Origin of the sequence: Myxococcus sp. AM009 (assembly GCF_013372605.1) — a bacterium.
In the GTDB taxonomy this organism is placed as follows: Bacteria; Myxococcota; Myxococcia; order Myxococcales; family Myxococcaceae; genus Myxococcus; species Myxococcus vastator.
This window is the reverse complement of record NZ_JABXEP010000046.1, coordinates 18,652-31,911: the sequence shown is the minus strand read 5'-3', so window position 1 is coordinate 31,911 and position 13,260 is coordinate 18,652. Positions and strand designations below refer to the sequence as shown.

Here is a 13,260-nt window from a genome sequence, read left to right as displayed (position 1 = left end):
GTTCAGGAACCCCGGCCCCTCCCAGGGAGGAGCTGTCGGCTACATGTCCTCCTGGGTGATGCTGAGCACCTCGGCGATGGTCGTCTCGCCCAGGGCGATCTTCCGCGCGCCGTCATCCAGCAGCGTCGTCATGCCCTTGGACGTGGCGGACCGCTTGATGGTGGAGGCGTCCACGTTCTTCAGCACCAGTTGGCGCACGTCGTCATCCACGGGGAGGAACTCGTAGATGCCGGTTCGCCCGCGGTAGCCGTTGCGGTTGCAGGAGGGACAACCCGTGGCCTTGAAGATGCGTTCCACGCCGTAGCGCTGCTTGAAGGAGGCCACTGAATGGCCCAGCTCCTTCAGCTCCGCGTCCGTGGGCTCGTGGGGCACGCGGCAGTCCGGGCACACGCGGCGCACCAGCCGCTGGGCCAGGATGCCGGTGAGCGAGGACGCCACGAGGAAGGGCTCCACGCCCATGTCCACCAGCCGCGTCACGGCGCCCGCGGCGTCGTTGGTGTGCACCGTGGACAGCACCAGGTGGCCCGTCAGCGACGCCTGGATGGCGATCTCCGCCGTCTCCTTGTCGCGAATCTCGCCGACCATGATGACGTCCGGGTCCTGGCGGAGGAAGGAGCGCAGCCCCTGGGCGAACGTCAATCCAATCTTCGGGCTGATGGCCATCTGGCCAATGCCCTTGAGCTGGTATTCGACCGGGTCCTCGACGGTGAGGATGTTGAGGTCGGGCGTGTTGATCTTGGACAGCGCGCCGTAGAGCGTCGTCGTCTTGCCGGAGCCGGTGGGGCCCGTCACCAGGACGATGCCGTGCGAGCGCTTGATGACGGCTTCCATCGACTCGAGCGTCTTCTGGCTCATGCCGATCTCCGCCAGGTCCAGCAGCGTCGCCGTCTTGTCCAGCAGACGCATGACGATGCGCTCGCCGAAGGACGTGGGGATGGTGGACAGGCGGATGTCGATGTCGCGGCCGGCCAGCTTGATGCGGATGCGGCCGTCCTGCGGCAGGCGCTTCTCCGCGATGTTGAGCTGCCCCATGACCTTCACGCGGCTGACGATGGCGTTCTGGTAGCGCTTGGGCGGCTTGATGACCTCCTGCAGCACACCGTCCACGCGGAAGCGCACCAGCAGCTCGCGCTCCATCGGCTCGATGTGGATGTCGCTGGCGCGCTCCTTGGCGGCGCGGAACAGCACGGAGTTCACCAGCCGGATGACGGGCGCCTCGTCGTCCTCGTCGAGCAGGTCCTTGGGCTCGTCCAGCTCATGGGCGATGGCGTCCAGGTCCTGCGTTTCCATCTCGTCCACGAGCTGCTCCGTCTCATTGACGGAGCGGTCGTAGACGCTGTTGATGGCGTCGGTGATGGTGGAGCCCAGCGCGATGCGCTGGCTGACGCTCTGGCCCAGCAGCACGCGCACGTGGTCCAGCGCCGCGGTGTCCAGCGGGTCGGCCACCGCCACCGCCACCGTGTCCCCCTCCAGGGACAGCGGGAGGATGCGCGACTGCTTGGCGAAGTTGATGGGGATGCGCTTGACCAGCTCCGCGTCCACCTCTTCGGCGAAGATGCGCGCCAGGTAGGGCAAGTCCAGCTGGTGCCCCAGGGCCTTGGCCACGTCCTCCTCGGAGACCGCCTTCATCCCCACCAGGGCCTCGCCAATGCGCTGCCCCTTCTCGTCCTGGACGGCGAGCGCCTCCTGGAGCTTCTCCGCGGTGAGCGAGGGGACGATGGCGCGCAGGATCTCCCCCAGTGGGCGGCCACACAGGTAGGCCTGTCCGTGCGCCACGAGCTGCGTGGCGTCGTTGCGCGGGGAAGCCGCGCCGCTGGAGGCGGCGCTGGTGAGGATGGGGTCGGCGGTCGGGTTCATGGCGTCTATTCCCCCGCCTCCGGCTGGATGCGCAGGCTTTCGGCGTCTCCCGCCTCGGGGACCGGGATGGCCTCGGGCGGGGGCTGCTCGAAGTTCTGCGGGGCGGGCACTGGTTCTTCCGAACCATCCGGAGGCGGGATGCCTTCCCGCACCGCCGGTTCACCTTCCTCCGCCGGGGCAACAGGCGCCTGCCGCTGCGTGGAGGGCACGGCTCCCGGGCTGCTGCCCGGGGGAGGGGTCGGGGCGATGATGCGCTCGCCGGATACACCCGGACCGCCGTTCTCCGCGCGCTGCTCCTCCTGCGTCACCTTCTGGCCCATGCGCGACAGCGGACCGGGCTTGCGGGTGAAGTCCACCGCCACGTCGTAGCCGGGCACCTGGCCATAGAACTGCTCCACGAACTGCTGCCGCTCCTTCATCTTGCGCTCGAAGATGACGCGGAAGTCCTCCGGCCCCCGGATGATGTAGGGCGTCAGGAAGAGCAGCAGGTTCGTCTTCGTCTTGCGGCGCGTCGTGTCGCGGAACAGGTGGCCCAGGAGCGGGATGTCTCCCAACAGCGGCACCTTGGACACGCTCTCCAGGGTGCGGTCCTGCATGATGCCGCCAATCACCAGCGTCTCCTGGTCGCGCGCGATGACGGTCGTCTTCGCGCTGCGGCGGGACGTCGTGGGGCCGAGCACCGGGTCGGTGGAGGCGATCTCCTCCGTCTGCTGGTTGATGACCAGGCGGATGTAGTCGCTCTCGTTGATCTGCGGCTTCACCGTCAGCTTCAGCTCCACGTTCTGACGGGTGATGGGGGCGTAGAGCGACCCCAGGCCGCCCAGGCCGCCCAGCAGGCCGCCGCCCAGGCCACCCGCGACGCCGCCGGTGCCCACGCCGCCCCCGAGCGAGCCCAGCGAGGACGGGTTGAAGCCGGACTGGAAGGGCACGTTCTGGCCCACCGTGATCTCCGCCTCCTCGTTGTCGCTGGTGAGGATGTGCGGCGTGGAGAGCACGTTCACATCCGAGCTCTGCTGCATGGCGTGCAGCACCACGCCGAAGGCCGGGATGCCCAGCTTCTCCAGCGCGGGGATGACGGGGCCCTGGAGGCCGGCGAGGAAGCCGCCGTAGGACGCCAGGCTGGTGAGCGACAGGGACGGCGGCAGGCCGTTGCCGGAGGTGTTGGTGCCGATGAGGCCGGGCACCGGGCCATTCTCCGTGCTCAGGCTGAAGCCGCTGTGCAGGTTCATGCCGAACCGCGCGTTGCGGTCCAGGTTGACCTCCATGATGACGGCCTCCACGAACACCTGGCGGCGCGGCTTGTCGAGCTGCTGGATGACCTGGACGATGTTCTTGTAGTCCGCCGCGCTGGCGACGATGACCAGCGAGTTGCTGCCCTTGTCGGCCGAAATCTTCACCTCGCCGCTGAACAGCTCCGCCGCCTGCGTCGTGGTCGCGGCGGGCGCGCCCGGCGGGCGGGCCGGCATCGGCATGCGGCCTCGCTGGGGCGTGCCGCCGGTGCCCTGGGCCAGCGACTGGAGCGTGCTGGCCAGCTCCTCCGAGTTGGCGTTCTCCAGGTAGTAGACGTTGATGCGCCCGCCGCCGCTGGTGGGGATGTCAATCTGCCCGACGATGTCCTGGATGCGGTCGAAGGCCGCGGGGCTGGCGACGATGATGAGCTTGTTGGTGCGCTCGTCCGGGATGATCTGCGACAGCGTCACCGGACCGCCCGTAGCGCCCTGGGCCGCCTGCGCCGCCGCCTGGGCCTGGGGGCTGCCGGCAGGCAGGTTGCGCGCGGCGGGCTGGCCGGGGCGGGCGCCCTTGGCCTCGAAGAGGCGCTGCACCGTGTTGGCCACGTCCTGCGCGGAGGCGTACTGCACCTGGATGATGCGCATCTCATCGCTGGCGGCGCGCGTATCCAACTGGTGGATGATGCGCTCCAGGCGGTGGATGTTGGAGCCCACGTCGTTGATGATGATGGTGTCGGGCGGATACGGAATCGTGTCGCCGTCCTTGGACACCAGCTGCTGGAGCACGCCGCGCAGCGGCTCCACCTCCACGTTCTGCACGCGGAACAGCTTGGTCACCATCTGCTCGTTGGTGGTGTACGGCTCACCGTCCTCGATGATGGTCGGGATGGGGTTCTGCTTCGCCGAGCGCTTGTCGACGATCTTCATGAACCGGCCGTACTGGTAGACGGCGAGCCCGTTGGCGTCGAGCGAGGCGAGGAAGGCGGAGTAGAAGGCGTCCGCGTTGACCTCCACCCGGCCATTCTCCGGGCCGATGATGGAGATCTTCCCGCGCACGTTCTCCGGCAGGATGAAGGTGCGGCAGGTGGCGTCCGCGACCGTCTGGACCAGCTTTTCGATCTCCACCTTGTCGAAGTAGATGCCGTAACGGGCATTGCGGCGGGCCTCCTCGCACGTGGGCGTGCGGCGGGGACCCGCGTTGGCTTCACCGGCGTTGGTGGAGCCAGGGCCTTGAGGGGAAATCGTCCGCTCTCCGGCGGAGCCAGAGGGCGGTGAGCGGCGCTGGGCCTGCGCGGGAACGGCGAGCGCGAGGCACAGGCAAAGCATCCAGGACGGGAGCGTCTTCATGGAGGAGCGGGCGCTGCGGAGGTGATTAACGGACGTTGTACGACTTGCGGATCGGCGCACCGTTGCGCTCGATTTCGATCTCGATGCGGGCTGCGTCTTTCATCTTCGAATAGACCTCCAGCGCCTTCTCCGGGCTGTTGAGGTCGAATCCGTTGATGCGACGGATGACGTCGCCATTCTGGACGCCAATCTTGGAGTAGATGGAGTCCGGACGGATGGAGAAGAGCTTGAAGCCCACCGCCTGACCGTCCTTGAACGCGGGCACGATGCGCGCCTGCATGGCGACGCTGTTGAGGTTGTTGAGCGTCTTGTCGATTTCCGCGCGCGGAACCTCGTACTCATTCTCGCTGGTGGCGCGGATGCCACTGCCGTCACCAGGCGGCGCGGTGTTGGCCTGGGCCACCGGAGGCGAGGGCGGCACGAAGGCCCCGTCACCCGGGTTGCCGTCGATGAACTCGCGCCGACCGCCGTTGATGATGATGACGCGCTCGCGCTCGATGGCCTCCACGGTGGCACCCTGCAGGGAGTTGCCCACCATGAAGGTCTGCGAGCGCTGCGTCGTCATGTCCAGGATGGAGGCGAAGGACCAGTCGGGGTTGCTCGCCACCAGCGTGCCGAGCAGCTTCACCCGCAGGCCGCTCTTCACGGGCGCGGCGTTGGGGTCCACCTCCGCGGAAGCGCCGCCGGGCTCCTGAACCTCGGGCTCGGGCTCGGGCAGCCTGATGCCCGTCAGCCGCGACAGACGGTCCAGGTCGAGCATCGCCATGGCCGTCTCGCTGCGGCGCGGCTGTGAAGGCGCGCGAGCGGACGACCCCCCGGTGGGAACGGGGGAGATGGCGGACTCGACGAACAGGTTCACCGTGCTCGCCGCCAGCACTCCGACGAGCAGGATGAACACCAGGTTCACCGTCCAAAAGTATTTTCGAAAGAAGAGTTCCATCACGCTTCCAGGAGAAAGCCGGGCCCTCATTGAGCAAGCCAGGTGCCATCGCGGGCCAGGCGGGCAAGACAGGACCTACGGCCAACTACTTGAAATTATTTCGGAATAGCAGGCGCCCCTGACACGCGCTGTGGCCCCTGAAACCCCGCCGGACAAATTGTCAAAGGCAGGCGGGGGGCGGTGTGACGCCCTGTCAGTCGTCGGTGTCGGTGTCGGGGCCTGGCGGCGCGGCGCCGGGGCCGTCCCCGGTGGACTGCTCGCGCTCCAGCTTGCGGTAGATGGTCCGCGCGGCGATGCCCAGCAGCCGTGCGGCCAGCGTCTTGTCTCCGCGGGTGTGACGGAGCGTCTCGTGGATCACCCGGCGCTCGATTTCCTCCATGGGCGTGCCAATGGGGATGACGAGCTGTCCGGCCGAGCCCAGCGGGCCCTTTCGCACGGCTTCGGGCAGGTCGCTGGCCTCCAGCACCTCGCCGCGCGCCAGCACCACCGCGCGCTCCACCGCGTGCTCCAGCTCGCGCACGTTGCCGGGCCAGGCGTAGTTCTCCAGCACGCCCAGCGCCTCCTGCGAGAAGCCGCGCAGCACCTTGCCATTCTTGGCGGCGAAGCGGCGCAGGAAGGCGTCCGCCAGCAGGGGGATGTCCTCGCGCCGTGAGGCGAGCGCGGGCACGCGAAGCTCCACCACGTTGAGCCGGTAGTAGAGGTCCTCGCGGAAGCGGCCCTCGGCCACCTCCTTCTGCAGGTCCTTGTTGGTGGCGGCGACGAGGCGCACGTCCACCTTCACCGTCTGCGTGCCGCCCAGCCGCTCGATTTCGCCCTCGGCCAGCGCGCGGAGCAGCTTCACCTGGGCGGGCAGCGGCATCTCCCCGACTTCGTCCAGGAAGAGGGTGCCGCCGTGGGCGCGCTCGAAGCGGCCCTCGCGCCGGGCCACCGCGCCGGTGAAGGCGCCGCGCTCCACGCCGAAGAGCTCCGCCTCCAGGATGTTCTCCGGCAGCGCGCCGCAGTTGACGGCGACGAAGGGGCCACGGACCCGCTGGGAGAACTCGTGGACGGAGCGCGCGGCCAGCTCCTTGCCCGTGCCGGACTCCCCCAGCAGCAGCACCGTGGCGGTGGAGGGGGCCGCCTGGCGGATGGTGTCCAGCATGGCGCGGAAGGCGGGGGACTGGCCCACCATGGAGCGCCCGCCCGCCGCGCTCATCTCCGCCAGCTTCGCCTTGAGCGACTGGTTCTCCGCCACCAGCGCCCGCTTCTCCAGCGCCTTCTGGATGGCCTTCACCAGCGCGTGGCGCTTGAGGGGCTTGGTGATGAAGTCGTAGGCGCCGTCCTTCATGGCCGCCACGGCCGTCTCCACCGTGCCGTAGGCCGTCATCAGCACCACCTCCACGTCCGGGCGGATGGCGCGCGCGGCGCGCAGCAGCTCCTGGCCGTCCATGTTGGGCATCATCAGGTCGGTCACCATGGCGGCGACCTCCGGCCGGCGCAGCAGCTCCAGCGCCTCCGTGCCGTTGGCGGCGGCCAGCGTGGCCATGCCCTCGCGCTGGAAGATGCGGACGACCGAGTCGAGGTTCGCGCGGTCGTCGTCGACGACCAGGACCGTGGGGGATGTCATGTTGTGCGCAACCTCCTGCAAGTCGTGTTCCTTCAAGCGGATTCCTCGTCCGGCTCCAGTGGCCCTCCGCCCATCCGGCCAATGTCCTCGCGCCGCACCTTGTCGACGTTGAACTTCCGGGCGCTGGCCAGCATCCGGTCCACGGTGGCGTCGAAGTCCGGCTTCCCGCCGTCCTTGCGGAAGCGCAGGAAGTTGATGCGGGCGACGACGAAGTTCTTGAGGTACGGGCTCTGGAGGCCCCGCTCCTTGAGGGCGTCCACGACGGCCACCACGGCGTCATCCAGCTCCAGGAGCCGCCGGGCCCGGGCCTCGCGCAGGGGCAGGGCGTCCTGGAGCGGCGTGTCGAGGAAGTCCTCCACCGCCTTCACGAAGGGGTGGTAGGCGCCCGCGGAGAAGCGGGGGCGCTGCTCGTAGGCGGCACCCAGGGTGACGAAGGAGGGCTCCTCGAAGAGGTGGGCGAAGGCCGTCTCCGGCCCCCTGCGCTCCGCGCCCACCAGGCCGCGGTACATGCGGATGACCTCCAGCGAGCGCTCCTTGAGGTTGTGGGCCTTCTCCGTGTTGAGGGCCAGAATCTGGTAGGCCACGTCCTCCTCCGGCAGCACCAGGGCGACAATGGACTTGGCGCCCAGGAGCCGGCTGGCGTGCAGGCGGTGATTGCCGTTTGGCGTCCAGTACCGTCCGTCCTTGCGCACGGCGATGACGGGGTCCAGGAAGCGGTCCAACCGCTCCATGGCGCCGGCCAGCCGCTTCACGTGGGGCTCGGACACGTCGCGCTGGTAGGGCGTGGGCTCCACCTTGTCGATGGGCAGCACGGAGAACACCACAGGGTGGCCGCCCAGCGGGTCGCGGTACACGCCGAGCACCTCGCCGCCGTCCTCGCGCACCGCCTCCAGCAGCTGCGTGGGGTACTCCACCGAGTCGCTGGCCACCTCCGCGGGGGACAGGCCCCGGGACTTCGCCGCCGCCTTCTCGCGGCGGGGCTTGCGCGGCGTGGCCGCCTTCTTCACGGCGGGGGACTTGCGTGCGGACTTCGCTGCCATGGGCTGCACCCTCCTCGTGCTGCTTGGAGCGTTCTACGAGGGGGCCCTGACACGTCCCCCGCCGGCGCACGGTAGGGGGGACGTGTCAGGGTGGGCTACTCGCCCGAAACGGTGAGCTGCCGGAAGCGGACAGTGGGCGCGCCCACCGAGCCGCCGCGGAACTGGAGGTCGCTGCCGATGCCGTCCAGGTCCTTGAGCATCTGCAGCAGGTTGCCCGCCACCGTCACCTCCTGCACGGGGTGCGTCAGCTCGCCCTTCTCAATCCACAGGCCGTTGGCGCCCGCGGACAGCTCGCCCGTCACCGCGTCGGTGCCGTGGCCCAGCAGGGCGGTGACGTAGAAGCCGCTGTCCACCTCGCGCAGCAGCGCCTCCGGCGTCTTCGAGCCCGCCTCCAGGTACAGGTTGCTGGTGCCAATGGAGGGCAGCCCGTTGTAGCCGCGTGACGCGTTGCCGGTGGTGCGCGCCTTCGCCTTGCGAGCGGTGAACGCGTCGTAGAGGAAGGACTTGAGCACGCCCTGTTCAATGATGGGCGTGCGCCGCGTGGGCACGCCCTCGCCGTCGAAGGGCGCGGTGGCCAGCCCGCGGGGCATGAGGCCATCGTCCACCAGCGTGACGTGCGCGCCCGCCAGGCGCTTGCCCAGCAGCGGGGCCAGGAGGCTGGCCTTCTGGTACACGGCGTTGCCGTCCGCCGCGCCGGCCACGTCCGACACGAAGGACGCGGCCACCTGCGGGTCGAACAGCACGGGCACCTGCTGCGTCTTCACCCGCCTGGCGCCCAGCATCCGCACCGCGCGGCGCGTGGCCTCGCGGCCGATGGACTCCGGTCCGTCCAGGTCATCCAGGAAGCGGCGGTAGTCCATCCAGTAGCCTGTCTGGAGCCCCTTGCCGTCGGAGGCCACCGGCGCCGCGTACAGGTACACGTAGGTGCCGGAGTACGCGCCCGTCACGCCCTCGCTGGAGGCCATGTAGACCTCGGACACGGAGTCCCCGGCGCCCACGCCGTTGAAGGCGATGATGCGCGAGTCCTCCGCCCGGGCCGCCTTCTCCACCTCCAGCGCCGTCTTGATCTTCCAGTCCCCGGGGAGCTCGGCGACCTGGGTGTCGAAGAGCAGGCCGGTGTCACCGAAGCGGCCCAGGTCCTTGCCGGAGGGCAGGCCGTTGAGCTTGCTGGGGGCGGAGAACTCGGCCAGCTTCAGGGCCTGGTCCACGATGTGGTCCACGGCGCCGGGCTCGAAGTCGGACGTATAGGCGAAGCCCAGGCGGTCCTTGAGCACCACGCGCACGCCCACGCCCTTGCTGGTGGACTGCGTGAGGTCTTCAATCTGCCCCTGGTGCACGCGCACGCTGCTCTGGCGGCCCACCTCCAGGAAGGCCTCCGCCTGGCGGGCACCCTTGCGCCTGGCGCGCTGGACGATTCTCTTCGCGAGCTGCTGGTAGTCCATGGTTGGTGCTCTCTCTCAGGCGACCTTGGTTCCGCCAACGGTGATGTTGTCGATGCGCACGGTGGGCAGCCCCACGCCCACGGGCATGGACTGGCCATTCTTCCCGCATATGCCCATGCCCGGGTCCGGCATGGGGTCGCAGCCCACGCGTGACACGTTCTTCATCGCCTCCGGCCCCACGCCGATGAGCGTCGCGTTCTTCACCGGGCGGCCCAGCTTGCCGTCCTCGATTTGATAGGCCTCGCTGACCTCGAAGACGAAGTTGCCGTTGGTGATGTCCACCTGCCCGCCGCCGAAGGTGGCGCAGTACAGGCCGCGCTTCACCTCCTTGAGGATGTCCTCGGGGGCGTGGTCACCCGGGGCCAGGAAGGTGTTCGTCATGCGCGGCATGGGCAGGTGCTTGAAGGACTCGCGCCGCCCGCTGCCGGTGCTGCGCTGGCCCATGAGCTGCGCGTTGAGGCTGTCGTAGAGGTAGCCCTTGAGCACGCCGTTCTCGATGAGGACCTTGCGCTCGCCGGGGTTGCCCTCGTCGTCGATGTTGATGGAGCCGCGCCCGCTGGAGACGGTGCCGTCGTCGATGATGGTGACCAGGTCGGACGCCACCTGCTCACCCAGCTTCCCCGCGAACAGCGAGGTGCCCTTGCGGATGAAGTCCGCCTCCAGGCCGTGGCCCACCGCCTCATGCAGGAGGATGCCGCTCCAGCCCGGCGCCAGCACCACCGTCTGCGGGCCGGCCGCGCAGTCCACCGCGCCCAGCGTGGCCACCGCCTGACGCGCCGCTTCCCGGGCCACGTCCTCCGGGGAGAAGGCGTCGAAGTGGCTGAAGGGCACGCGCCCGCCGCCGCCGTACATGCCGGTGCGCTGCTCGCCGCCCTTGCCCTGGGCCACCACCCTCACCGAAAGCCGGCACAGGTCCTGGGTGTCCTCGGTGTAGCGGCCGTGGGTGTTGGCCACGGCGATGCGCCGCGTCTGGTCCACGTAGCCGCCGTTGACCTGCTTCACCCGTGCGTCGAAGGCGCGGGCGGCCTTGTCGGCGCGCATGAGCAGGCCCGTCTTCAGCGACACCTCCACGTCCATCAGCGGGGTGCTGACGTGGTAGTGGCTGGGGACCGCGGCGCGGCGCACGGGGAAGCTGCGCTCGGCGCCGCCACCCTGGGCAATCATGGCCGAGGTGGAGGCCGCGCGCAGCAGTGCGGGCTCGTCCCAGTCGTCGGAGAAGGCGTAGCCCACCTTCCCGCCGGAGATGACGCGCACGCCCACGCCCTGGACCAGGCCCGTCTGGGCGCTCTTGATGCGGGATTCTTCCAACTGCACCGCCGTGGTGAGCGTGCGCTCGACGTACACCTCCGCGAAGTCGCCCCCACGCTCCATGGCCACGGCGAGCAGGCGCTCGAGCAGCGGCTGGGGCAGCAGGGCGGCGGGCGTGGACCGCCGGGCCACGGGTGGGGCCAGCTTCGAAGAGGGGGCGCGCTTCGAGGGCGCAGACGCTCGGGGCATATTTCGGAACTCCCGCGGTGAAGTCGATGGGGTATGTGGCAGCCTACATAGGAGGGGGCGCCGCCGGGAGCAACGCTCAAGGGCCCCCGTTCTTTCCCTGATCCGCGGCCTGTCCGCATTCCCACCATGGAGACGGCGCTCTAAGATGCCCGGCGCTTCGAGACTGGAAACCGCCCCATGCCTCCTCGTCCTCCTCCCTCTTCCCGTGCTGGCGCCGGTCGTTCCGGTGGTGCTGCGGGTGAGGACCCAGACTCCATGAAGTCCCCCGCCCGGCGCCGCCCCGTGTCCGAGGACGAGGACTTCGCCGCGCCCGCATCCGGCGAGGACGGCTACCCAGACGACGGGCCGCCCAACCCGGACCTCTACGGTGAGGAGGAACCGGGCCGCTCCCGCACAGGTGAGACGCGCGTGGCCTCCGTCGAGTCGGTGGAGGCGGAGCGCCGCTCCCGCGACGAGGACGAAGACGACAACGCGGACGCCACGCGCGCGGGTCCTCCGGTGCAGATGGAGGTGCTGGAGGGGCCGGACAAGGGCCGCAGGAAGCGCTTCCAGAGCGTGCGGATGGTGGTGGGCCGCAACAAGGACTGCGACTTCGTGCTGGAGGACCAGTCCGTGTCCCGCCGGCACCTGGAGCTGGTGTACGGGCAGGCCGGCGTGGTGATGCGGGATTTAGGCAGCGTCAGTGGCACCCAGGTCAACGACCAGCGCGTGGACGAGTGCCTGCTGAAGCACGGTGACGAAATCTCCGTGGGCAAGACGCGCCTTCGCTTCGTGGACGAGGCGGAGCAGATCAAGGAGCTGCGCGCCCAGGCGGAGGCCCGCGAGGCGGAGGAGAAGCGCGAGCGCGAGGCGGCCGCCCGCGAGGCGGAGGAGAAGCGGAAGAACCAGGCCGCCGCGCGTGGCAGCGAGGCGGACCCGAACGACCCGCGCTTCAACGAGGCCACCAACGCCAACTACAAGCTGCCCGACTCGCTCAAGGAGGGCTCCGGCGGCAAGGGCGCGGTGGCCGTGCCCCGGTCCCGTCCGCCCATCCGGAGCACGCCGACGCGTTCGAGCGGCGGTGCCCTGACGGGCAAGCAGAAGGCGCTCATCGGCGGTGGTGGCGCGCTGGTGGTGGTGCTGGTCATCGGGCTGATGCTGATTCCGTCCGGGCCGCCGCCCCCGCCTCCACCGGACCCGAACGTGGAGCGGGCGAAGGTGTTGATGCAGCAGGCGCGCGAGTCCGTGCGCGCGGAGGACTTCGCCAACGCCGTCCGCCTCGTCGGGGAGGCGGAGAAGCTGGTGCCGGGCATCGACGCGGACAACCTGGCCCGGGGGGCGCGCACGCAGTTGGAGGTGATGACCTCGCTGGACGCGGTGCGGGGCCTCATCGAGGAGAAGCAGTTCGACGAGGCGCGCGCGAAGCTGGAGGCGACGCCGCAGGGCACGGCGAAGACGGATGACCTGCGCCGCAAGCTGGCGACGGAGCTGGAGGAGCAGGACATCGCCTGGCGGCTCCAGCAGGTGGAGGAGTCCTTCGCCTCGCGCGACCCGGAGACGATTCGCCCGCTGATTTCGCAGCTGCCGCCGCTGAACCGGCCGGCCTACGAGGTGAAGCTGACGGACCTGGAGGCCGAGCTGGCGAAGGAGGCCCAGGACGCGTCGCGGCGCAACCGCAACGCCGCGGCGCGCGCGGCGGAGCTGGCCAAGGAGCGGCGCAAGGAGTTCATCGCCGAGGCCTTCGCCGACGTGGAGCGCCGCTTCAACGGGGGGGACTACCAGCGCGCCGTCCTGGAGTGTGACCGGGTGATGGACAAGCACCGGGCGGAGAAGGACGTGAAGGACCGGGCCCTGGCCCTCAAGCGGCTGATTCCCCAGTTCCGGCGCGCGCTGGAGGACGGGCAGAAGAAGCTGGACGCCAACTCGCTGGAGGCGGCGGCGAAGCCCCTGCGGCGCGCGGCGGCGCTGTACCGCCAGATTGGCTTCCGGGGCTCGCTGGGGAACAGCATCGACGAACAGCTCGCGTCGTCCTCGCTGGCGGCGGGGCAGAGCGCGCTCAAGAAGGGCGACCTGGGCGCGGCCGGCGCGCACTTCCGCGAGGCGCTGCGGCTCAACCCGGGCGACGGGCGGGCGCGTGAGGGACTGGAGACCCTGCAGAAGAAGGCGGAGGAGCTCTTCCTCCGGGCCTACATCCAGCGGGACAGGGATCCGCAGGCCGCGGCGGAGATGTTCAAGGTCGTCATCGAGACGGCCTCGGAAGGCTCCGACGTCAAGCGCAAGGCGGAGATGTATCTGAGCGAGCTGCAGCCGTGAGTGGCGGCGG

General features: G+C 69.7%; 8 protein-coding genes. 1 reads left to right on the top strand and 7 read right to left on the bottom strand.

Annotated features, from left to right (window positions below):
* Window positions 1-39: 39 nt before the first annotated feature.
* The 7 genes from gspE to HV824_RS13945 all read right to left on the bottom strand — a co-directional run bounded on the left by gspE (window position 40) and on the right by HV824_RS13945 (window position 10,958).
* Window positions 40-1,857, bottom strand: a complete 1,818-nt coding sequence (gspE, locus tag HV824_RS13975; RefSeq protein ID WP_176419486.1) for a type II secretion system ATPase GspE — start codon at window positions 1,855-1,857, stop codon at window positions 40-42.
* Window positions 1,858-1,862: 5 nt separating this feature from the next.
* Window positions 1,863-4,433, bottom strand: coding sequence for a type II secretion system secretin GspD (gspD, locus tag HV824_RS13970; protein ID WP_176419485.1), 2,571 nt, complete (start codon window positions 4,431-4,433; stop codon window positions 1,863-1,865).
* Window positions 4,434-4,458: 25 nt separating this feature from the next.
* Complete coding sequence (gspC, locus tag HV824_RS13965; protein WP_176419484.1) at window positions 4,459-5,373, bottom strand: type II secretion system protein GspC; 915 nt, start codon at window positions 5,371-5,373, stop codon at window positions 4,459-4,461.
* 193 nt (window positions 5,374-5,566) lie between these two features.
* A complete protein-coding gene (locus HV824_RS13960) occupies window positions 5,567-6,979 on the bottom strand; it encodes a sigma-54 dependent transcriptional regulator (protein WP_176419483.1) in 1,413 nt (470 codons plus the stop codon).
* 32 nt (window positions 6,980-7,011) lie between these two features.
* Window positions 7,012-8,019, bottom strand: coding sequence for a ParB/RepB/Spo0J family partition protein (locus tag HV824_RS13955; RefSeq protein ID WP_176423488.1), 1,008 nt, complete (start codon window positions 8,017-8,019; stop codon window positions 7,012-7,014).
* Window positions 8,020-8,114: 95 nt separating this feature from the next.
* Window positions 8,115-9,461: a TldD/PmbA family protein gene (locus tag HV824_RS13950; protein WP_176419481.1), complete on the bottom strand. Its 1,347-nt coding sequence runs from the start codon at window positions 9,459-9,461 to the stop codon at window positions 8,115-8,117.
* A 15-nt stretch (window positions 9,462-9,476) separates the two neighbouring features.
* Window positions 9,477-10,958: a TldD/PmbA family protein gene (locus HV824_RS13945; protein WP_176419480.1), complete on the bottom strand. Its 1,482-nt coding sequence runs from the start codon at window positions 10,956-10,958 to the stop codon at window positions 9,477-9,479.
* 177 nt (window positions 10,959-11,135) lie between these two features.
* Here HV824_RS13945 and HV824_RS13940 point away from each other — a divergent pair, with 177 nt between their 5' ends.
* Window positions 11,136-13,250, top strand: coding sequence for an FHA domain-containing protein (locus tag HV824_RS13940; protein WP_176423487.1), 2,115 nt, complete (start codon window positions 11,136-11,138; stop codon window positions 13,248-13,250).
* The last annotated feature ends 10 nt before the right edge of the window (window positions 13,251-13,260 follow it).

Coding starts and splice junctions, on each gene's coding strand:
- HV824_RS13945 (WP_176419480.1), bottom strand. CDS start 10,958: ATGCCCCGAGCGTCTGCGCCCTCGAAGCGCGCCCCCTCTTCGAAGCTG.
- gspE (WP_176419486.1), bottom strand. CDS start 1,857: ATGAACCCGACCGCCGACCCCATCCTCACCAGCGCCGCCTCCAGCGGC.
- HV824_RS13955 (WP_176423488.1), bottom strand. CDS start 8,019: ATGGCAGCGAAGTCCGCACGCAAGTCCCCCGCCGTGAAGAAGGCGGCC.
- HV824_RS13950 (WP_176419481.1), bottom strand. CDS start 9,461: ATGGACTACCAGCAGCTCGCGAAGAGAATCGTCCAGCGCGCCAGGCGC.
- gspD (WP_176419485.1), bottom strand. CDS start 4,433: ATGAAGACGCTCCCGTCCTGGATGCTTTGCCTGTGCCTCGCGCTCGCC.
- HV824_RS13960 (WP_176419483.1), bottom strand. CDS start 6,979: ATGACATCCCCCACGGTCCTGGTCGTCGACGACGACCGCGCGAACCTC.
- gspC (WP_176419484.1), bottom strand. CDS start 5,373: ATGGAACTCTTCTTTCGAAAATACTTTTGGACGGTGAACCTGGTGTTC.
- HV824_RS13940 (WP_176423487.1), top strand. CDS start 11,136: ATGCCTCCTCGTCCTCCTCCCTCTTCCCGTGCTGGCGCCGGTCGTTCC.